The organism is Achromobacter sp. KK8, assembly GCF_054188005.1.
The window spans coordinates 2036380-2055736 of sequence record NZ_CM135178.1; the positions used below are offsets into that span (position 1 = coordinate 2036380).

A 19357-nucleotide genomic window follows, 5' to 3' on the forward strand; every position below is an offset into this window, starting at 1 on the left:
CGGTGGGGTCTGTCGCCGGATTTTACGGGGTGCTGGCCTCCTCTGCCGAGGGAGTCAATACCGGGGACAGGGACAATTGCGCGGCGGTGCGCGCCAGCCACTCGTCCAGGTCGGCATAGACCGGGTCGGCGATGGGGGCGGTTTCGTTGAAAATCTCGTGCCAGGCGCTGTCGTACCAGCGCAAGGTCAGCAGCTCGGCGGGCGCCCGCTGGGCGAACTGGCGGCTGCCCTCGGCGGCCACGATGGAGTCGTCGCCCGCCACCATCAGCAGGGTGCGGCATGGCAGCAGATGGGCTTCGCGCAGCGAATCGCGTCCGCCGTCATCGACGAAGCGCGCCAGCCGGCCGGTCATGCTGCGCCGCACCAGCGGGTCGGACCGATAGGCCTTGACCACCGCCCGGTCGTGCGAGATCCGCGCCGGCGCCAGCCCATGGGGCACCCGCAGGTCGGGCGCGTGCAGCGACATCCAGGTCAGGGTGCGGCGCACCCACAGCGGGACGTTGACCACGAAGGGCGGCGAACTGAGCACCAGGGCGTCGATCGGCGCCAGCCGTTGCAGCGCGATCCGCACCGCCACCAGGGCGCCCAGGCTGTGGCCCAGCAGGATCGGCGGGCGGCCCTGGGCGGCGGTCCAGTCGGCCAGGCGGGCCACGGCATCGGTCACCAGGTCTTGCTGGTGCGCCAGGGTGGCGGGGCGTCCGCCCGAGCGGCCATGGCCGCGGTGGTCATGGGCGCCCACCGTCCAGCCGCGGGCCGCCAGCCAGCGCGCCAGCCGGTCGTAGCGCCCGGCGTGCTCGCTCAGCCCATGCAGCAGGTAGATGCTGGGCGTGCCCGGGCCGACTATCGGCGAAGGCACATTCGGGGCGGCGGGCCAGGCATGATTGGCCAGGAGCGTGCCGTCGGGCGCTGGGGTCATGGAAATCGGCGACAATTTGGGGCTGTCCTCGAAATGAAAAGACCGTGGGGTCTTTACGGTAATGACGATTTCATCGCTGTTTCGTTTCATGTTCAAGAAAGCCGGCCTGATTCTTGTGGTGGCCCTGCTGGCCAGCGCCTGTTCGCCCCGTTACAACTGGCGCGAGGTCGACGTGGCCGACGGCCGCGTGCGGGCGGCTTTCCCGAACCGCGTGCAGACCGAGACCCGCCAGTTGCGGCTGGATACCCATACGCTGGATTTCACGCTGGCCAGCGCCACCGTGGGCGAGGCGGTGTTCGCCATCGGCTCGGCGCCGCTGCCGCGGGAGATCGCGGCCGATCCTGTGGCGCGGCAGGCGCTGGGCATGGCGCTGATGCGCTCGCTGTATGTCAACATGCAGGCGCCGCCGCCCACCGAGTGGCCGCCCTATGGGCAGGACATCGACGTGCAGGGCAAGGCCATGGGCAAGCCCGGCTGGCTGCGCGCGCGGGTGTGGGTGACCGACACCATGCTGATCGAGGCCGTGGCGGCGGGCACCGAAGCCAGCCTGCCCGAGGAGCGGGCGCGCGAATTCCTGAGGTCGGTCGTGGTCAAGCCGTGACCGTGTTCAGCAGTCCGCGCCGGATGGCCGTGGCCACCGCGGCGCGCCGGCCGCGCACCTGCAGCTTGCGGCAGGCGTTGCGCAGATGGAAATTGACGGTGCTTTCGCTGATGTCGAGGATGCGGGCGGTTTCCCAGCTGGTCTTGCCGATGGCGCTCCAGTGCAGCGAGGCGGATTCTCGAGGCGAAAGCCGGACGGGGGCGGGCGCCCGCGGGATGGCGGAAGCGGGTTTGGCGGACATGACGGATAGGGCGCTGATAGCCTGGAAAAAGACAACCCATGCTCCGACCCCCGATGGCCACCGGACAAGCGGCGATGCCGCCACGTATCTCACTTTGAATCTCTGACGGAATAAACGCATGCTGGCCATCGCGCAGTTCTATTTGTCGGCCATCGTGCTGATGTTGCCCCTGTTGTCGTGCGTGGGCATCGGCATCTTCTGGGGCAAGCGCGACCTGCCGTTCGGCGGCGCCTTCATCACCACCCTGGTCACCTCGGTGACCACCCCCGCGCTGGTGTTCCACACCTTCGTCACCACCCGCCTGGACGATCGGGCGCTGGCCGACGTGGCCGCCGCCACGCTGCTGGCGCTGCTGCTGTGCGCGCTGGCCTGCGCCTTGCTGCTCAAGCTGGGCCGGCTGCCGGTGCGCACGCTGCTGCCGACCGCCTTCCTGCCCAACGCCGGCAACCTCGGCCTGCCGATTTCGCAGCTGGCCTTCGGCGATGCCGGGCTGTCGGTGGCGGTGGCGTTCTTCGCCGTCAATTCCTTCGTCATGCACACCATCGCGGTGCGGCTGCTGCCGGGCGTCAACACCCGGGGCAGCTGGAAAAGCCCCATCCTGCTGGCTTCGGTGCTGGCCGTCGCGATGCGGCTGCTGAACGTTCCGGTGCCGGCCTGGCTGATCGAGACCACCCGCATGCTGGGCGCCGTGACGGTGCCGCTGATGCTGCTGAGCCTGGGCCACGCGCTGGCGCTGATCCCGGCCAACGGCCTGCGCGATGGCGCCAAGGTGGCGGCGATGCGCCTGGCGACCGGCCTGGCCGCGGGCCTGGCGATCGTCTGGGCGCTCGACCTGGAGCCGGTGCTGGCCGGCGCGCTGACATTGCAGATGGCCATGCCCTGCGCAGTGGTCAGCTACATGTATGCCAAGCGCTATACCGACATGGGCGATACCGCCGCCGGCGCGGTGCTGGTGTCGACCGTGGTGTTCCTGCTGCTGGCGCCGTTGATGCTGTGGTTCAGCCACGCGGGGACGTAGCGGGCGGGCCGGCGTCCGGCGTTACAGCAGCCCGTCGCGCAGTTGTTCGCGGATCCGGCACCACCAGCCGCCGCGCCGCAGCGCCTTGGCATCGTGCTGCTGCCAGGTCAGATCGAGCTGGCGCAGCGCGGCGGGGCGATCGAACGACGGCGGCTCGGATCCCGCCGCAGGCTGATGCCGTCGCACGAATTCACCGCGTCGCAGGGCGTCGAGCCGGGCCTGCATTTCAGACTGGCTGTAGACGCGCGGGCCGGCATCGTGGCGGCTCGCCTCGGCCTGGAACCGTTGCAGGGCCGCGAGGAAATGCAGGAAGTGTTCGACCCGCGTGTTGACGAACAGAGTGGCCGCATCCTCGCCGGCCGTCACCACCCGGCCATCGGCCGCGATTGCAAGCCATAGCGCGTCGGCCCAGGGTTCGCGCGCGAACACCAGCATCGCGCCGCCCGGCGAGCGGTGTATGGCCGGCGGCACGAACTCGACCAATGCCACGGCGGGGTCGGGACGCATCGGCAGACCGGGGTCGAGCAGCCAGGCGCAGGCGTGGGCGTCCAGCCCGGCGCCGGCCAATGTGTCGGGCGCCAGGCGGGTGGCGCCGCCGGCATAGAGGCCGGCCAGCTCGTCGTGGTTCATGTGATCGGGGCGCGCGCCCGTCGTCGGGGCGGGCGCGGTGGGTTTCGGTGGTTGAGCGGGCAAGGCGCGGCGGATTCAGGCCACGCCCGACATGGCGCGCAACTGCGCCATCAGCGCCTCGGGGATCTCCACGCCGTGCTTGAGCGCTTCGTCGCGCAGTTTGCGGCGGCGGTCGCCGGGCAGGCGCACGCCGTCGTCTGCCAGCATGGCCTCCACCAGCGTTTCGACGCGCTCCAGATAGGCCTCGTTGCCCGCCAGCGCGCCCGGGTCTATCGCCATGAAGGCCTGGCCCAGGCGCGCCGGGCCGCCCTCGTCGACGAAGAACGATTCGGTCTCGAAGCCGAAGTGCGAGCCGGTCAGGGCGCAGGCAAGCAGTTCGATGATCAGCGCCAGCATCGCGCCCTTGACGCCGCCTGCCGGCAGCATGCTGCCGGCCAGGCCGGCCTTGGGATCGGTGGTGGGCTGGCCGTCGGCATCCAGCGCCCAGCCCAGCGGGATCGGCTGGTTGTCGCGCGCGGCGATCATGAGCTTGCCGCGCGCCACCTGCGACAAGGACAGGTCGATGACGATGCGGCCGCCGCCGCGGCGCGGGAACACGGCGGCGATGGGGTTGGTGCCGAACAAGGGGCGCTTGCCGCCCCAGGCCGGCATGGCGGCCGGCGAGTTGCTCAGCGCCAGGGCCACCAGGCCGGCGTCGGCCAGGGCTTCCAGGTGATAGCCGGCCTCGCCGAAGTGGTGGCTGTTGGCCACGCCGATGAAGGCCACGCCATGTTCACGGGCGCGGCGGGTGGCTTCCTCGACCGCCAGCGCGCAGGCGGGAAATGCCAGGCCCGAACCGGCATCGATCAGCGCCGCGCCGCCGCGCTCGTGCAGGATGCGCGGCACGGCGGCGCCGAGGGCGCGGCCGGTGCGCAAGTGGCCGGCGTAGAACGGCACGCGCGACAGGCCGTGGGAACTGAGTCCCTGGCTTTCGGCGAAGACCAGCGCGCGGGCGGTGCTGTCGGCCATGGCCGGGTTGGCGCCCGCGGCGGCCAGGCTGGCCGCGGCCAGGTGTTGGAGTTCGTCCAGATAGATGTGAGCCATATCCTTCCTGTCAGGGAGGCGCGCCGCGCTTCATCGGGCACCGCCGGTAAGCGCTATTGTCACACCGGCGGCCACCATGTCGGAAACGCGGGTGTTGGCTTCCCGCGTCAGGCCGGCGATGTGCGGGGTCAGGATCAGGTTGGGCGCGCCGGCCAGCGGGCCGCCGGCGGGCAACGGTTCCTGTTCGAACACGTCCAGCGCCGCGCCGCCCAGGTGGCCGCCACGCAACGCCACCGCCAACGCGGTTTCGTCGACGATGCCGCCGCGCGACGTGTTGATCAGCACCGCGCCCGGCCGCATGCGGGCGATGCGGGCGGCGTCCAGCAGGTGGCGGGTGCCGGCGGTCAGCGGCACGTGCAGGGTGACGGCGTCGGCCTGGGCCAGCAGGTCGTCCAGGTCCAGCCGCGTGGCGCCGGTTTCGGCCCAGGCGGGATGATCTGCCGGCAAGGCGGCGTCGCACGCCACGACGCGCATGCCCAGCCCGGCCGCGAGCCGCGCGGTCAACTGGCCGATGCCGCCGAAGCCGACCACGCCCAGGGTGCGGCCATGCGCCTCCAGGCCTTGCGACAAGGCCGCGCGCGGCCACTGTCCGCCCGCCACCTCGGCGCTGGCGGCATAGGCGCCGCGCAGCAGCGCCAGCAGCGTGCCGATGACGTATTCGGCCACCGCGCGCGCATTGGCGCCGGTGGCCGGCACCACCTGGATGCCGCGCGCCGCGCAGCCGGGCAGGTCGATGTTGTCCAGCCCCACGCCCAGCCGGCCGACCGCCCGCAGCCGCGGCGCGGCCGCCAGCAGCGCCGCGTCCACCTGGCTGCGGTTGCGCACGATGAGGGCATCGGCCTGGCCGGCGGCGCGCAGCAGGGCGTCGCGCTGCTCCACCAGGTCGGGGGCGTAGCGCACGTCGAAGCGCTGGCGCAGCGCGTCGACCGCGGGCGCGTCCATGAATTCCGAGATAAGCACGTGCATGGCGGCTCCGGCGTCAGGCGATCTGGATGTTGGCGTCGCGGATGATCCTGGCCCAGCGGTCGACCTCGGATCGCAGATAGCTGCCGAATTCCGCCGGCCCGCGCGGCTGCGGCACGAAGCCCAGTTGTTGCAGGGCCTGCTGCATGGCGGGCTGCGAAATCTGCTTGACGATGGCATCGCCGATGCGCTGCACCAGCGCCGGCGGCGTGTTGGCGGGCGCCATGACGCCGGTGAAATTCTCCACGATCAGGTCCGGCAGGCCGGCCTGCGCCACGGTGGGCACGTCGGGCAGGTCCCGGCTGCGATCCCGGGTCGTGATGGCCAGCGCCCGCAGCGAGCCGTTCTTCACGTGCGACAGCGACTCGGGATAGTTCGAGAACACCACGTCCAGGTGGCCGCCGATGAGGTCGGTCAGCGACGGCGCGCCGCCCTTGTAGGGCACGTGCATCAGCGGGGCGCCGGTCAGCTTCTGGTACAGCGCCAACGTCAGGTGCGGCGGCGTGCCGTTGCCGCTGGAGCCGGCCGCCAGCGGCTTGGCGGCGGCCGCGCGGGCCAGGTCGGCCATGCTCTTGATGGGGCTCTTGGCATTGACCACCACCATGATGGGCGAGGACGCCAGGCCGGCCACTGGCGCCAGGTCGCGGGTCAGGTCGTAGCCGGCCTTGCCGGCGAACAAGGTGGCGTTGGCGGCATGCGACAGGGTGATGGCCAGCCAGGTGTAGCCATCCGGCGCGGCGTGCGAAACATGCGCCGCGCCGATGTTGGCGCTGCCGCCGGGCTTGTTTTCCACGACCACGTTCCAGCGTTCGGCGTCGCCAAGCGCCTTGCCCACCTGGCGGGCGGCCACGTCGGTCAGGCCGCCGGGCGGGAAGGGCACGACGTAGTTGATGGGGCGATCGGGCCAGTTGCCCTTCTGCGCCAGCGCCTGCTGCCACGGCGCCAGCGCACAGAGGCCGGCGGCGCCCAGCGCGCCGAGCACGCGCCGGCGTTGCGCGTCGTCGATGGGGGGGTGTTGCTCGCGGTTCATCGGTCTTCCTCCTTGGGGGTTGGCGCCCGGGTAGGAATGCTTGCGCCTGTGCTGCCGTGGCGGCTTGCGCCCGGGTCTGCATGCATTTTTTGCGTGTGCTGCGAGGGACTGCGGGTGCTGCGCGAGAGCGAGGTGTTGCAAGGACTGCGGTTTGCGGTGGGGCGGCGACGCGGCGGCGACAGGGCCGCCGCCGCGTCGCTCCCGCCCGCGCGATGGCGCGGACGGCCGGCGCGCCGCATCGGGGCGCCGTCAGGCGCTTTCGAAGATACGGGTCAGGACGAACTCGCGGTGGCCCAGGGCCTCGGCCGCGGTCCAGCGGCCGTTGGCGGTGGCCAGCATGCACTCGAGCAGCTTGTCGCCGGCCTGGTTCAGGTCGATCTCGCGCTGCAGCAGGCCGCTGGTGTCGACGTCGATGTGCTCCGACATGGTCCGCACCGTGCGCGGGTTGGCGCAGATCTTGATGACCGGCAGGATCGGGTTGCCGATGACGTTGCCCTGGCCGGTGGGAAAGAAATGCACCGCGTAGCCCGAGGCCGCGCATAGCGTCACCATCTCGGCCGCGGCCGAGGACGAGTCCATGAACCACAGGCCCGGGCCGTCGGGGATCTCGGCCTTGTCGATCACGCCGTCGACCCGGCACTGCTTGCCGATCTTCTGGATGTTGCCCAGCGCTTTTTCCTCGATGGTGGTCAGGCCGCCGGCGATGTTGCCCTTGGTGGGCTGCGATTCGGACAGGTCGCTGGTCTTCCAGCGGTCGATCATGGCCTGGTAGCGGTCGAACATGAACATGAAGCGTTCGCGCACGGCGTCGTTGGCGCAGCGCTCGGCCACGATGTGCTCGCCGCCCGTCAGTTCCGAGGTCTCGCCGAACACCAGCGTCGAGCCCAGCGCATAGAGCTTGTCGAAGGCGTTGCCCACGGTGGGGTTGGCGCCACAGCCCGAGGTGGTGTCGGACTCGCCGCACTTGGTCGAGACCCACAGGTCGGAGATGGGACACGTGCTGCGGGTGAGCGCGGTGGCGTAATGCACGAATTCCTTGGCGCAGCGCGAGGCCCGCATGATGGTGTCGTGGTCGCCGTGCAGTTCGATGCTGAAGCCCATGACCGGCTTGCCGGTGGCGGCGATGCCGTCGACCACGCGCTTGGTCCAGCCTTCCTCGATGCCGATCACCACCACCGCCGCCACGTTCGGGTTGCAGCCGGTGCCGATGAGGGTGCGGAAGTGCAGTTCCAGGTCTTCGCCGAATTGCAGGCGGCCGTAGGGGTGGGGCAGGGCCAGCGTGCCCTTGATGTTGTTGGCGACGGCCTCGGCCGCGGCGTTGGAGATGTCGTCCACGGGCAGCACGATGACGTGGTTGCGCACGCCGACCCGGCCGTTGTCGCGACGGTAGCCCTGGAAGGTGGTCTGAGCATTGATGACGGACATGATGGTTTCCTGTGTGGGCGAAGGATCGGCTTACCAGCGCTTGGTCTTGATGTTGTGCACGTGGGCGTGCTGGCCGGCCTGGATCGGCGCGACCACGCGGCCGATGTCCACGCCGTACTTGTAGACCGTGTCGCCCACGGCCATGTCCTTCATCGCGACCTTGTGGCCGATGGGAATGTCCTGCGCGGCCCGCACATGGATGATCTTGTCCTCGTCCATGATCCAGGCATTGAGCTCCGTTCCGGCGGTCAGGCCTTCCACCACGGCGACCGCCACCGTGTCCTTGGCATCGTGCAATACGGCGTGAATCATCGTCTTTCCCTCCTGGGTGAGCGCCGCGGCGGAGTGCCGCGGGCGCTTCGGATCACAACGTCCGGCAAATCTTATGGCTCGTTTTTCAGCATGTCAACTAAATCATATATATGAATTGTATGACTTGAGGAGAGGCGCCTCGCGCCGCTACACTGGAGCCCCGGATTTATTGCGATGCACCCATGAACACCAGCCTGTCATCGACTGTGCCTTTGGGCAGTCCCTTGTACGAGCAGGTCAAGCAGGCCGTGCTTGCCGCGCTGGCCCAAGGCGAATGGAAGCAGGGCGAGGCGATTCCGCCGGAAAAGAACCTGGCCGAGCGCTTCGGCGTGTCGATCGGCACCTTGCGCAAGGCGATCGACGAACTGGCGGCCGAAAACATCCTGGTGCGCCACCAGGGCCGCGGCACCTACGTCGCGGTGCACACCCGCAACCACCACTTCTTCAAGTTCTTCCGCATCCTGCGCCAGGACGGCCACAAGTCGTATCCGGCCACCGAGCTGCTGCGCTTTCGCCGCGTCAAGGCCTCGGCCGAGGCGCGCGACAAGCTGGGGCTGCCGGCCGGCGCCTACGTGTTCGAGTTCCTCAACATGCTGTCGCTGAATGGCGACGTGGTCATGGTCGATGACATCTGCCTGCCGGAATCGCGCTTTCCGGGCATGACCGAGGCGCACCTGCGCGAGCGCGCCAGCACGCTGTATGCGCTGTACCAGGACGTGTTCGGCGTCAACGTCATCGCCACCGACGAACGCCTGCGCACCTGCCTGGCGGACCGCGCCCATGCGCGCTGGCTGGGCGTGGCCGAGGGCGCGGCGTTGCTGGAGATCCGGCGCGTGGCTTATTCGTACAACCGCCAGCCGGTGGAATGGCGCATCTCGCGCGTCAATACCGAACGCTACGAATACCTGGGGCACGAGCCCTGGGAGGCGGGGGCCTGAGGCGCCTGCCGCCTCGGAGCGGGAGCATGCGGCCGGCGGGGAAGGGGGCTGGCATTCCGATGCGGGCCTTCCCGCGATCACGGCGCTGACGGCCATGGCCGTTCCTGGCCGCTTGCCGTCCCCGCCACCAGCAGTGCTAGAATTCCTGCCGCACTATCCAATTTTCGGCGCCGATTTGCCTGATCCGCTTGCGGGCGCCTTCCAATAAATCCAGCTAAAGAGGTCCGTATGACCACTCCTGCCCAGAATTTGGCCGGTGATTCGGCCAGTGCCGCGTTCGCGACCCTGCCCGCCGCCACCCTCACGCAGTCCGATGCCGCTGATCCCGGTTCCGTCGGACTGGTTGCTCCCGTTTTCCTGCGTTTCGACGAGCCGCTGCCGTTGCTCAGCGGCCAGTCGCTGGCCAGCTACGAGCTGGCGGTCGAGACCTATGGCACGCTCAACGCCACGCGCAGCAATGCGGTGCTGATCTGCCATGCCCTGAACGCCTCGCACCACGTGGCCGGCCAGGCCGCGGACAGCCCCAGCGACGTCGGCTGGTGGGACAACATGGTGGGCCCCGGCAAGCCGGTCGACACCAACGTGTTCTTCGTCATTGGCGTCAACAACCTGGGCTCGTGCTTCGGCTCGACCGGCCCGGCCAGCATCAATCCCGAGACCGGCAAGCCCTGGGGCGCCGCCTTCCCGGTGCTGACGGTGGAGGACTGGGTGCAGGCGCAGGCGCGGGTCGCGGACCACTTCGGCATCGAGCGCTTCGCCGCCGTGATGGGCGGTTCGCTGGGCGGCATGCAGGCCCTGAGCTGGGCCATCACGCTGCCCGAGCGCGTGGCCCACTGCGTGGTCATCGCCAGCACGCCGCGCCTGTCGGCGCAGAACATCGGCTTCAACGAAGTGGCGCGGCGCGCCATCATCACCGATCCGGATTTCCATGGCGGCGACTACTACGCGCAGGAAACCGTGCCGCGCCGCGGCCTGTCGGTGGCGCGCATGATCGGCCACATCACCTACCTGTCCGACGACGACATGGCCGAGAAATTCGGCCGCGCCCAGCGCGAACCGGCCGCCAACGGCGCCTACCGCTACGGCTACGACGTCGAGTTCGAGGTCGAGTCGTACCTGCGTTACCAGGGCGAGAAGTTCACCCGCTATTTCGACGCCAATACCTACCTGCTGATCACCCGCGCGCTGGATTATTTCGATCCGGCGCGCAAGACCGGCGGCGACCTGGCGCGCGCGCTGGCGCCGGCCCAGGCGGATTTCCTGCTGGTGTCGTTCACCACGGACTGGCGCTTCCCGCCGGAACGCTCGCGCGAGATCGTGCGGGCCCTGCTCAAGAATTCCAGCCCCGTCACGTACGCCGAGATCGACGCGCCGCACGGGCACGATGCCTTCCTGCTGGACGACGCGCGCTACCATGCCGTGGTACGCGGCTATTACGAGCGCATCGCCCGCGAATTGGGACTGACCGACGCCGCTCAGACCGAAGGACGCTCCGCATGAATCCCGTGACTCCCCGTCCCGCCGTCAATACGCTGCGCCCCGACCTGGCGCGCATCGCGAGCTGGATCGAACCCGGCAGCCGGGTGCTGGACCTGGGTTGCGGCGACGGCGCGCTGCTGGCGCACCTGCGCGATCACCGCCAGGTGCGCGGCGCGGGCGTCGAGCTGGACGACACCTGCGTCATCGCCTGCGTGCGGCGCGGGGTCGAGGTGATCCAGCAGAACCTGGAAGACGGCCTGGCCCTGTTCGACGACAAGCAGTTCGACACCGTGGTGCTGTCGCAGACGCTGCAGTCCATGCACCGCACCGAGCACATCCTGCGCGAGATGGCGCGGGTGGCGCGCCACGGCGTGGTGTCGTTTCCCAACTTCGGCTACTGGCCGCATGGCTGGGCCATCCTGCGCGGGCGCATGCCGGTGACGGGCCAGATGCCCTACCAGTGGTACAACACGCCCAACATCCACCTGTGCACGCTGCGCGACTTCGAACAGCTGGCCGGCGAGCTGGGCCTGCGCATCCTGGAGCGCGCCACTTTCAACGAAGGGCGCGAGATCAAGACCTTCCCCAGCTGGCGCAGCACCCTGGCGGTGTACCGCTTCGCCTCGCCCTGACATTCTGAAACGCCGGCTGACGGCCCAGGCGCCAGCGCCTAAAATGCCGCAAGCCCGCCGCGCCCGTCCGTGCGCCCGGCCGGCCCGTTTCAGGAGACCGTCATTACCGCTGTATCCAACGTCTACACCAGTCCCCGCGTCGCGCCCCTGCTGGTCCTGGGGTTCGCCAGCGGATTGCCGCTGGCCCTGACCAGCGGCACCCTGCAGGCGTGGGCCACGGTGGCCGGCGTGCCCTTGCAGCAGATCGGTTTCCTGACCCTGGTGGGCACGGCCTACACGCTCAAGTTCCTGTGGGCGCCGCTGGTGGACCGCTATGCGCCGCCGCTGCTGGGCCGGCGCCGCGGCTGGATGCTGGTGACGCAGGTGCTGCTGGGGCTGGCGATCATGGTCATGGGCACGCTGTCGCCGTCGTCGGCCTTGCAGGCGCTGGCCCTGCTGGCGGTGCTGGTGGCCTTCCTGTCGGCCACCCAGGACATCGCCTTCGACGCCTACTGCACCGACGTGTTGCGCAAGGAAGAGCGCGGCGCGGGCGCGGCCATCAAGGTCATGGGCTACCGGGTGGCGATGATCGTCTCGGGCGGGCTGGCGCTGATCCTGGCCGACCAGTGGATCGGCTGGGGCAATACCTATGTGGTGATGGGCGGCCTGATGCTGCTGTGCGCGCTGGCGACACTGTGGGCGCCCGAGCCGGAGCACGTGGCCAAGCCGCCGCGCAGCCTGGGCGAGGCCGTGTCGGCGCCCCTGCAGGAATTCTTCACCCGGCGCGGCGCGTTGGCGGTGCTGTTGCTGATCGTGCTGTACAAGCTGGGCGACGCCTTTGCCGGCGCGCTTTCGACCACGTTCCTGATCCGCGGCGCGGGCTATACCCCTACCGAGGTGGGCGCGGTCAACAAGGTCATGGGCATGGCCGCGACCGTCGTCGGCGCCCTTGCCGGCGGCCTCGTCATGTCGCGCTGGACGCTGTACCGGTCGCTGATGGTGTTCGGGCTGCTGCAGGCGGTGTCCAACCTGGGCTACTGGGTGATCGCGGTCAGCCCCAAGAGCATTTGGCTCATGGGCGCCGCGGTCGGGCTGGAAAACCTGTGCGGCGGCCTGGGCACGGCGGCGTTCGTCGGGCTCTTGATGGCCCTGTGTCGCCAGCGCTTCTCGGCCACGCAGTTCGCGCTGCTGTCCGCGCTGTCGGCGGTGGGTCGCACCTACCTGGCCGGACCCTTGACGCCGCCGCTGGTCGAGCACCTGGGGTGGCCCGGGTTCTTCCTGGTGACGGTGGTGATCGCGCTGCCGGGCCTGGTGCTGCTGCACCTGCTGCGCGGCCGCATCGAAGCCATGATGCAGGACGGCGACGCCTGACGCCGGGGCCCGGGGGGCCCCGGCGTCAGCGCGGCGCGTCACTCCTCGCCGGCCAGGCGCACGATCAGCACGTCGCTGGGCAGCGCTTCGAGCAGCCGTTCGGCAACGCTGCCGATGGCCGTGCGCAACAGGCCGGTGCGGCCATGGGTGCCGGTGACGACCAGGTCGGAACGATGGTTGAAGGAATATTCCGACAGCACCGTTTCCGGCTGGCCGCATTCCATCACGACCTTGGGCGGCGCCACGTTGGCCAGTTCCGGCGTTTCGGCGATGAACTCGCGCGAACTCTGCTCGGCCGCGTGGTAGAAGCTGCGGGTCACGGCGTCGTCCGGCACGTTCTTGCCCTGGAACGGCACGTCATAGGCATGGAACAGCGTCAGGTCGGCGTTGGGCACCAGTTGCAGCGCGGCGCGCAGCGCCTGGCGCGAACCGGCCGAGAAGTCGGTGGCGACCAGCACGTCGCGGTACGGCTTGCGCGGACGGTTCTTGACCACCAGCACCGGCTGGCGCGCCTGGCGCACCAGTTTTTCCACCGTGGTGCCCAGCAGCAGGCGGCCCAGCGTCTCGTCGCGCGCGATGCCGGCGATGATCAGCGAGCAGCCGAAGCTGTCGGCGGTTTCCATGATGCGGACCAGGGGATCGCCCGTGACCACCACCACTTCGGTGGCCACGCCGGCGTTGGCCAGGTCCTCGGCCAGTTCGCGCTCGGCCACCGCCTTGTGGTCGGCGGCCAGCCGGCGCCAGACCGGCGTGGTCAGGCGCGCCGACACGCCGTGGTTTTCCATGACGTGCAGCACGACCAGCTTGGTATCGAGTTCCTTGGCCAGTTGCAGCGCGCGATCCAGGGCGCGATCACCCCGCGCGCTGAGATCCGTGGCCAGTAGGATGGGGCCAGGTTGTTGCGACATACGTTTCTCCCGAGATGGGGCCGGGCCGGTGGCTCCCGCTAGCCCGCCGGCCGGCCGATATCCGCCCTTGCGGGCACACCCCCATTGTCCCGCCAGGGCGCGGACAGGGGCTTGACCGATATCAACGCACTTCCAGCGTAAGGGAGGATGGGGGGCGGCGGCAATGGCGGGGGGCGATGCCGTGTCAATACAATGGGGCCTGTCGCCCGTGCCGGGAAGCCGTCGCGCCCGCGGGTTTCGTCCCCATCCCTTGCCGTTCCATGTTCTACGACCTTTCGCCCGCCCTGCTGCACACGCTCTACCTGGTCGCCATCGTGGCCGAAGCCATGACCGCGGCGCTGTCGGCCGGCCGGCGCGACATGGACTGGATGGGCGTCTGCATCATCGCCTGCGTCACCGCGCTGGGCGGCGGCTCGCTGCGCGACGTGCTGCTGGGGCACTATCCGCTGACCTGGGTGGTCCATCCCGAATACCTGTGGATGACGGCGGGCGCGGCGCTGCTGACCGCCCTGATCGCGCCGGTCATGCGGCGCCTGCGCAGCGTCTTCCTGCTGGCGGACGCGCTCGGCCTGGTGGCGTTCACGGTCATCGGCTGCCAGGTTGCGCAACTGATGCAACTGCCGATCACGGTGGTGCTGATCAGCGGCATGATCACCGGCTGCGCCGGCGGGGTGCTGCGCGACGTGCTCTGCAACGAGGTGCCGCTGCTGTTCCGCAAGGAGCTGTACGCCAGCGTGTCGGTGGTGACCGGGGCGCTGTACCTGGGCGCGCAGGCCCTGGGCCTGCCGGCCAACGCTGCCGTGCCCATCGCGCTGGCGGTCGGCTTGGCGCTGCGCCTGCTGGCCCTGCGCTTCAATTGGCAGATGCCGAAGTTCGTGTACCGCGACGACTGGCATTGAGGTTCGCGCCGGACCTCATTCCTGCAACAATTTTCCTATTTGTGTTTCAATAAATTTCTAGTATCTTGTCGCTGTCGCAATACTTGCATCAGCAGTACAAGGGGAGCCGATTGGACGTCAAAGCGCCCGCCACGATTCCGTACTTCCTACAGGAACAGATTCGTGAGTTGATAGTGGATGGCACTATCAGGCCCGGGCAGCCATTGCGGGAACAGGAACTGGAGCAGCGTTTCGGCACCAGCCGCAGTCCCATCCGGGAAGCGCTGCGTCTGCTGGAACTGAGCGGCCTGGTGACGCATGTCCAGCGCAAAGGCTTCCGGGTCACCCTGTATTCCGAAACCCAGATCCGCCACCTGTACAAGCTGCGCGCGGAGCTGGAAGCCTATTGCATCCGCCAGGTCGCCGAGATCGACGACATTTCGCCGCTGGTGGCCGAACTGCGCGCCTATGACGAGGCGATCGCCGCCGCCATGGCCAAGCGCGACGTGCGCGCCTATATCGCGGCGTTGCGCGAGTTCTACCTGGCCGGCGCCCGCTTCACCGGCAACGCCCCGCTGGCCGAGGTGCTGACCAAGCTGTACGAGCAGGTCGAGCCGCTGCGCTACCTGCTGGCGCGGCAGACCATGGAATCGAACCGGCTGCAGACCTATACGCAGGGCATCACGCAGGCGCTCGCCAGCCGCGATTTCGACCGCGCCGCGGAACTGACCCGCGGCTACGTGCTGGATGTGCTGCCGGGTATCCTGCGGGCCTACCACGAGGCCTCGCTGCAGGACGCCGAGGAACCCGCGCCGCGCTACGGCCGCGCGTAACCGCGGGACCGCGTCCGGCGCCCGAGGCGCCGGCGCGTCCTTGCTGCGTCATCGAAACAGTGCCGCCCGTCGCCCGCGAATGGCGGCGTCAGGCGCGCGCGGACGGCGTGCGCACGGCGATGCCGGCCCGTTCCAGCGCCTCGCGGATGGCGCGCGCGAACACCAGCGCGTTGGGCTGGTCGCCGTGGATACAGAGCGTGTCGGCCTGCACCGGCACGTCCTTGCCGTCGACCGAGCGCACCTTGCCCTCCCGGACCATGCGCACCACCTGCGCCACGGCCTGGTCGACGTCCTCGATCATGGCGCCGGCGCGGGTGCGTGGCGTGAGCGAGCCGTCGTCCTGGTAGGAACGATCGGCGAAGACCTCGTTGGCCGCGGCCAGCCCGATGGCGCGCGCGGCGTCGATCAGCTTGCTGCCCGCCAGCCCGTAAAGCAGCAGCGTGGCATCCACATCCTTGACCGCCTGGCAGATGGCGCGCGCCAGGCCTTCGTCCTTGGCGGCCATGTTGTAGAGCGCGCCGTGCGCCTTGACGTGGTGCAGCCGCGCGCCTTGCGAGGCGGCCACGCCGGCCAGCGCGCCGATCTGGTAGACCGTGATGTCGTAGGCTTCGTCCGGCGTGATCGGGATCGCGCGGCGGCCGAAGCCCACCAGGTCCTGCAGGCTGGGATGCGCGCCCAGCGCCACGCCCTGCTTGAGGGCGGCGGCCACGGTCTTGCGCATGGTGGCGGGATCGCCGCCGTGGAAACCGCAGGCGATGTTGGCCGAGCTGACGAAGGCCAGCACCGCGGCGTCGTTGCCCATGCTCCAGGCGCCGTAGCTTTCGCCCATGTCGCAGTTCAGGTCGATGCTTGTGCTCATGATGGGGTTCCTGTGGAGGTTCGGGCGGTTATTCGGGGGCGCTTGCGAGCTGGCTTCAAGGGTGGCCAGGCCCCAGCAGCGCGCGCAGCGGCGCCAGCGCGTCCAGCAACTGGGCGAAGGCGCGTTCGCGCTCGCCGTCCAGGCGTTGCGCCTCGTCGAGTTCGATCATGGCGAACCGCAGCGCGCGTCCCGGCGCGTACTGCGCCAGCAAGGGCAGGTCGACGCTGGCGATCTGCGCGATCTTGGGATAGCCGCCGGTGGTCTGCCGGTCGGCCATGAGGATGATGGCCTCGCCGCCCGACGGCACCTGCACGGTGCCGAAGCAGGCCGCCTCGGACAGCATCTGGCGCGGCTGGCTCATGGACAGCGCCGGACCCTGCAGGCGGTAGCCCATGCGGTCGGACTGCGGGCTGATGCGGAATTCCGAGCCGCCGAAGGCGTGGCGGCTGGCTTCGGAGAATTCCTGCCACTGCATGCCGGGCAGGAAGCGGATGGCGTCGCGCCGCTTGTGGCCGAGCGTGCCGGGCAGGTAGATGCGCAGGTCCCACAGGGCCTTTTGCAGCGCGTCCAGGCCGTGGCCATCGAGCGCCTGGCGCAAGCCGACCTGGTCGCCCTTGGCCAGCGCGCGGCCCTCGAAGCCGCCGAAGCCGCTGCGCAGGTAGGTGGTTTCGCTGCCCATCACCGCCGCCAGCGCGAAGCCGCCGTGCACCGCCAGGTAGGCGCGCACGCCGTTGGCGGGCCGCGCGCCGAAGGCCAGCGTGTCGCCGGCGCGGGCCACCAGCGGCCGGTGCTGCGGGATCTCCTGGCCGTTGAGCGTGGCGCCCAGGTCGGCCCCGGCCAGCGCGAAGCAGGCCGGCGCGTCGAAGCGCAGGGTCGGGCCGGTCAGGGTCATTTCGAGCGTGGCGGGGTCGCCGCTGTTGCCGGCGAGCGCGTTGGCCAGGCGGTGGGCGCGTTCGTCCATGGCGCCGGCGGCCGGGATGCCCTGGTGCTGGTAGCCCTCGCGGCCGCGGTCCTGGAAGCTGGACAGCATGCCCGGCTTGATGATGGTGATGCTCACGGCCGGTTCCCCCGCAGGCGCGCGAATTCGTCGGCGCTGATCGGCACGAAGCGCACCGAGTCGCCCGGCTGCAGGTAGGCGGCCGGCTCGCGCGCGGGGTCGAACATGGTCAGCGGCGTGGTGCCGATGATGTGCCAGCCGCCGGGCAGGCGGTTGGGGTAGATCACCGTCTGGCGGTTGGCGATGGCCACCGCGCCGGCCGGCACGGCGGTGCGCGGCGAGGGGCGCCGCGGCAGGTTTAGTTTTTCGTCGTGCACGCCCAGGTAGGCGTGGCCGGGGGCGAAGCCCAGCATGAACACCATGCTGCGCGGTCCGCTGTGCAGGGCGATGACTTCGTCGGGCGTCAGGCCGGCGGCGCGGGCGACCTCGTCGAGGTCGGGCCCGTGCTCGCCGCCGTAGCAGACCGGTACGTCGACCTCGCGGCCGGCGGCATTGTCGGCCGCGATGCCGTCGGCCAGCAGCGCTTCGATGCGCTCGGCCAGGTCGGCGTAGGTGGGGCCGTGGCCCAGCCCGTCGGGTCGGTAATGCACGGCCACCGCCACGAACGACGGCACCACGTCGGTCACCCCCGGCAGGCCGGCGTCGCGCAGCTTGCGCGCCGCCGCCAGACAGGTGCGGCCCACGGCGGCGTCGATCCGGTCGCCGAAAGAAACGATGAGGCAGCGGTCACCCTGGGGCTGGATGCGCCAGGTGGCTTCGGCCGAAGAAGATGGGTCTGGTGTTGCGTTCAACGGCACGAAACCTGTAGAGACGGATTACTTGGCGAACAACGAATCCAGGTTCTTGAACGCCTTGAATTCCAGCGCGTTGCCCGACGGATCCAGGAAGAACATGGTGGCCTGTTCGCCGACTTCGCCCTTGAAGCGGATGTAGGGCTCGATGACGAACTCGGTGCCGGCATCGGTCAGGCGCTTGGCCATGGCTTCCCATTGTTCCATGGAAAGCACCGCGCCGAAATGGCGCACGGGCACATTGTGCGAATCGACCGCGCTGGTGGCCTTGTGGCCGCACTCGCTGGGGGCCAGGTGGGCGACGATCTGGTGGCCGTAGAAGTTGAAGTCGATCCATTCGGGCGAGCTGCGGCCCTCCGGACAGCCCAGCTTTTCGCCGTAGAAGGCGCGGGCTTCGGCCAGGTCGCGGACCGGGAAGGCCAGGTGGAACGGCGGCAGGTTGGTTTGAGCGGTCATGAAAAGCTCCGGATGAGGCGGAAAAGGTAATTCAGAATGCGGACGATCGCTATCGGGTCGTGTCCTGAGCTGATAGTTTATGAATTGTTTTTTTGATTGAAAAACGATATTTTTTGTGTCTTAGCATCGAAAATATTGATTGTGATCAAAGAATTCAAGACCTTCATCGCCGTGGCGCGCGACGGCACCTTCACCGGGGCGGGCGCCCAGCTGGGCCTGACCCAGTCGGCCGTCAGCGCGCAGATCAAGCGCCTGGAAGACTATCTGGGCGTGGCGCTGTTCGACCGCAGCGCGCGCGCCGCCGTGCTCAACGACCATGGCCGCGAGATGCTGCCGCAGGCCGAGGAACTGGTGGCCATGGCCGAGCGCATGGCGTCCACGGCCGGCGCCGGCCACGTCAGCGGATCGCTGCGCATCGGCGCCATCGCCTCGGTGCAGCAGGACCTGCTGGTGCGGGCGCTGGGCGAGTTCCGCGCCGGCTACCCCGACGTGCGGGTGCGGATCGTGCCGGGGGTGTCGCTGTCGCTGCTGGGGCAGGTGGACGCCGGCGAGGTCGACATGGCGCTGCTGATCCGGCCGCCGTTCGCGCTGCCGCCGGAATTGGGCTGGCAGCCGTTGCTGCGCGAGGAAGTGGTGCTGGCCATGCCGGCCGCGATGGCGTTGGCGCCGTGGCGCGAGGTGCTGGCGGCGCAGCCCTTCATCCGCTACGACCGCGCGTCGTTCGGCGGGCGCGTGGTGGACCTGTTCCTGAAGAAGCAGCGCATCACGGTGCACGAGGCCGTGGAGCTGGACGAGATCGAGGCCATCGCCAACATGGTGCGCCACGGACTGGGCGTGGCGCTGCTGCCGCGCTTGCGCGGCCTGGATACGGACGGCCTGCGGCTGGTGTCGCTGGGCGATGCGGCGTTTCATCGCGAGATCGGCCTCATCGGGCGGTTGCCGTTCGACGCCGGCAGCGTCCGCGGCAAGATGGCCGAGTGCCTGGCGCGGGCGGCGGGGGCCGCGTTGGCGCCCTGA

22 protein-coding genes and 1 riboswitch are annotated in these 19357 nt (G+C 69.5%); of the genes, 9 read left to right on the top strand and 13 right to left on the bottom strand.

From position 1 onward, the window contains the following. Nucleotides 1-22 precede the first annotated feature (22 nt). On the bottom strand, nucleotides 23-916 hold the full coding sequence (locus ACVN9Z_RS09440) for an alpha/beta hydrolase (RefSeq protein ID WP_045952884.1): 894 nt from the start codon (nucleotides 914-916) through the stop codon (nucleotides 23-25). 61 nt (nucleotides 917-977) lie between these two features. Here ACVN9Z_RS09440 and ACVN9Z_RS09445 point away from each other — a divergent pair, with 61 nt between their 5' ends. Continuing rightward, the gene (locus ACVN9Z_RS09445; protein WP_006386831.1) at nucleotides 978-1517 is read left to right on the top strand and encodes a hypothetical protein; all 540 of its coding nucleotides are present in this window, start codon (nucleotides 978-980) and stop codon (nucleotides 1515-1517) included. On the opposite strand, the gene ACVN9Z_RS09450 is transcribed toward ACVN9Z_RS09445, so the two are convergent. Next, the gene (locus ACVN9Z_RS09450) at nucleotides 1507-1758 is read right to left on the bottom strand and encodes a helix-turn-helix domain-containing protein (protein ID WP_006386832.1); all 252 of its coding nucleotides are present in this window, start codon (nucleotides 1756-1758) and stop codon (nucleotides 1507-1509) included. The two genes, ACVN9Z_RS09445 and ACVN9Z_RS09450, sit on opposite strands and share 11 nt — an antisense overlap. A 118-nt stretch (nucleotides 1759-1876) precedes the next feature. On the opposite strand from ACVN9Z_RS09450, the gene ACVN9Z_RS09455 reads away from it, so the two are divergent. Beyond that, nucleotides 1877-2776, top strand: a complete 900-nt coding sequence (locus tag ACVN9Z_RS09455; RefSeq protein WP_006386833.1) for an AEC family transporter — start codon at nucleotides 1877-1879, stop codon at nucleotides 2774-2776. Between the two features lie 21 nt (nucleotides 2777-2797). Here the strand turns inward: ACVN9Z_RS09455 and ACVN9Z_RS09460 are convergent, their stop codons facing one another. The 6 genes from ACVN9Z_RS09460 to ACVN9Z_RS09485 form a co-directional block, all read right to left on the bottom strand. Beyond that, nucleotides 2798-3406, bottom strand: coding sequence for an SUKH-4 family immunity protein (locus ACVN9Z_RS09460; protein ID WP_054472704.1), 609 nt, complete (start codon nucleotides 3404-3406; stop codon nucleotides 2798-2800). Nucleotides 3407-3481: 75 nt separating this feature from the next. Continuing rightward, nucleotides 3482-4489, bottom strand: a complete 1008-nt coding sequence (locus tag ACVN9Z_RS09465; protein ID WP_458213353.1) for an Ldh family oxidoreductase — start codon at nucleotides 4487-4489, stop codon at nucleotides 3482-3484. Between the two features lie 30 nt (nucleotides 4490-4519). After that, the gene (locus ACVN9Z_RS09470) at nucleotides 4520-5455 is read right to left on the bottom strand and encodes a hydroxyacid dehydrogenase (protein WP_070668645.1); all 936 of its coding nucleotides are present in this window, start codon (nucleotides 5453-5455) and stop codon (nucleotides 4520-4522) included. Between the two features lie 13 nt (nucleotides 5456-5468). Next, entirely contained in the window at nucleotides 5469-6482 is a 1014-nt protein-coding gene (locus tag ACVN9Z_RS09475) for a Bug family tripartite tricarboxylate transporter substrate binding protein (RefSeq protein WP_429941521.1), read from the bottom strand. Nucleotides 6483-6731: 249 nt separating this feature from the next. After that, nucleotides 6732-7907: a UxaA family hydrolase gene (locus tag ACVN9Z_RS09480; RefSeq protein ID WP_006386837.1), complete on the bottom strand. Its 1176-nt coding sequence runs from the start codon at nucleotides 7905-7907 to the stop codon at nucleotides 6732-6734. A gap of 30 nt (nucleotides 7908-7937) precedes the next feature. Continuing rightward, a complete protein-coding gene (locus ACVN9Z_RS09485) occupies nucleotides 7938-8219 on the bottom strand; it encodes a UxaA family hydrolase (protein WP_006386838.1) in 282 nt (93 codons plus the stop codon). 182 nt (nucleotides 8220-8401) lie between these two features. On the opposite strand from ACVN9Z_RS09485, the gene ACVN9Z_RS09490 reads away from it, so the two are divergent. The 4 genes from ACVN9Z_RS09490 (at nucleotide 8402) to ACVN9Z_RS09505 (ending at nucleotide 12618) form a co-directional block, all read left to right on the top strand. Then, nucleotides 8402-9157 (top strand): GntR family transcriptional regulator, encoded by a 756-nt coding sequence (locus tag ACVN9Z_RS09490; RefSeq protein ID WP_006386839.1) that lies wholly within the window; start codon nucleotides 8402-8404, stop codon nucleotides 9155-9157. Nucleotides 9158-9314: 157 nt separating this feature from the next. Continuing rightward, nucleotides 9315-9396, top strand: a riboswitch (SAM riboswitch). Then, nucleotides 9386-10657: a homoserine O-succinyltransferase MetX gene (metX, locus tag ACVN9Z_RS09495; RefSeq protein WP_035182644.1), complete on the top strand. Its 1272-nt coding sequence runs from the start codon at nucleotides 9386-9388 to the stop codon at nucleotides 10655-10657. Its footprint overlaps the riboswitch before it by 11 nt. Beyond that, the gene (gene metW / locus ACVN9Z_RS09500) at nucleotides 10654-11268 is read left to right on the top strand and encodes a methionine biosynthesis protein MetW (RefSeq protein WP_006386841.1); all 615 of its coding nucleotides are present in this window, start codon (nucleotides 10654-10656) and stop codon (nucleotides 11266-11268) included. The genes metX and metW overlap by 4 nt, the downstream gene beginning before the upstream one ends. 69 nt (nucleotides 11269-11337) lie before the next feature. Next, complete coding sequence (locus ACVN9Z_RS09505) at nucleotides 11338-12618, top strand: muropeptide transporter (RefSeq protein ID WP_024067587.1); 1281 nt, start codon at nucleotides 11338-11340, stop codon at nucleotides 12616-12618. A 38-nt stretch (nucleotides 12619-12656) separates the two neighbouring features. On the opposite strand, the gene ACVN9Z_RS09510 is transcribed toward ACVN9Z_RS09505, so the two are convergent. Beyond that, nucleotides 12657-13526, bottom strand: coding sequence for a universal stress protein (locus tag ACVN9Z_RS09510; protein WP_006386843.1), 870 nt, complete (start codon nucleotides 13524-13526; stop codon nucleotides 12657-12659). Between the two features lie 260 nt (nucleotides 13527-13786). Between ACVN9Z_RS09510 and ACVN9Z_RS09515 the strand changes: the two genes are divergently transcribed. Then, nucleotides 13787-14425 (top strand): trimeric intracellular cation channel family protein, encoded by a 639-nt coding sequence (locus ACVN9Z_RS09515; RefSeq protein ID WP_006386844.1) that lies wholly within the window; start codon nucleotides 13787-13789, stop codon nucleotides 14423-14425. 110 nt (nucleotides 14426-14535) lie between these two features. Further along, a complete protein-coding gene (locus tag ACVN9Z_RS09520) occupies nucleotides 14536-15237 on the top strand; it encodes a GntR family transcriptional regulator (RefSeq protein WP_024067588.1) in 702 nt (233 codons plus the stop codon). A gap of 88 nt (nucleotides 15238-15325) precedes the next feature. Here the strand turns inward: ACVN9Z_RS09520 and ACVN9Z_RS09525 are convergent, their stop codons facing one another. From ACVN9Z_RS09525 to ACVN9Z_RS09540, 4 genes are read right to left on the bottom strand one after another with little or no spacing between them, the layout of a single operon-like run. Continuing rightward, on the bottom strand, nucleotides 15326-16096 hold the full coding sequence (locus tag ACVN9Z_RS09525; protein ID WP_006386846.1) for a LamB/YcsF family protein: 771 nt from the start codon (nucleotides 16094-16096) through the stop codon (nucleotides 15326-15328). A gap of 55 nt (nucleotides 16097-16151) precedes the next feature. Beyond that, nucleotides 16152-17153, bottom strand: coding sequence for a 5-oxoprolinase subunit C family protein (locus ACVN9Z_RS09530; protein WP_458213354.1), 1002 nt, complete (start codon nucleotides 17151-17153; stop codon nucleotides 16152-16154). After that, entirely contained in the window at nucleotides 17150-17884 is a 735-nt protein-coding gene (pxpB, locus tag ACVN9Z_RS09535) for a 5-oxoprolinase subunit PxpB (protein WP_049053064.1), read from the bottom strand. The genes ACVN9Z_RS09530 and pxpB overlap by 4 nt, the downstream gene beginning before the upstream one ends. A gap of 24 nt (nucleotides 17885-17908) precedes the next feature. After that, nucleotides 17909-18340 (bottom strand): VOC family protein, encoded by a 432-nt coding sequence (locus ACVN9Z_RS09540; protein ID WP_006386852.1) that lies wholly within the window; start codon nucleotides 18338-18340, stop codon nucleotides 17909-17911. Nucleotides 18341-18481: 141 nt separating this feature from the next. On the opposite strand from ACVN9Z_RS09540, the gene ACVN9Z_RS09545 reads away from it, so the two are divergent. After that, complete coding sequence (locus ACVN9Z_RS09545; RefSeq protein ID WP_006386853.1) at nucleotides 18482-19357, top strand: LysR substrate-binding domain-containing protein; 876 nt, start codon at nucleotides 18482-18484, stop codon at nucleotides 19355-19357.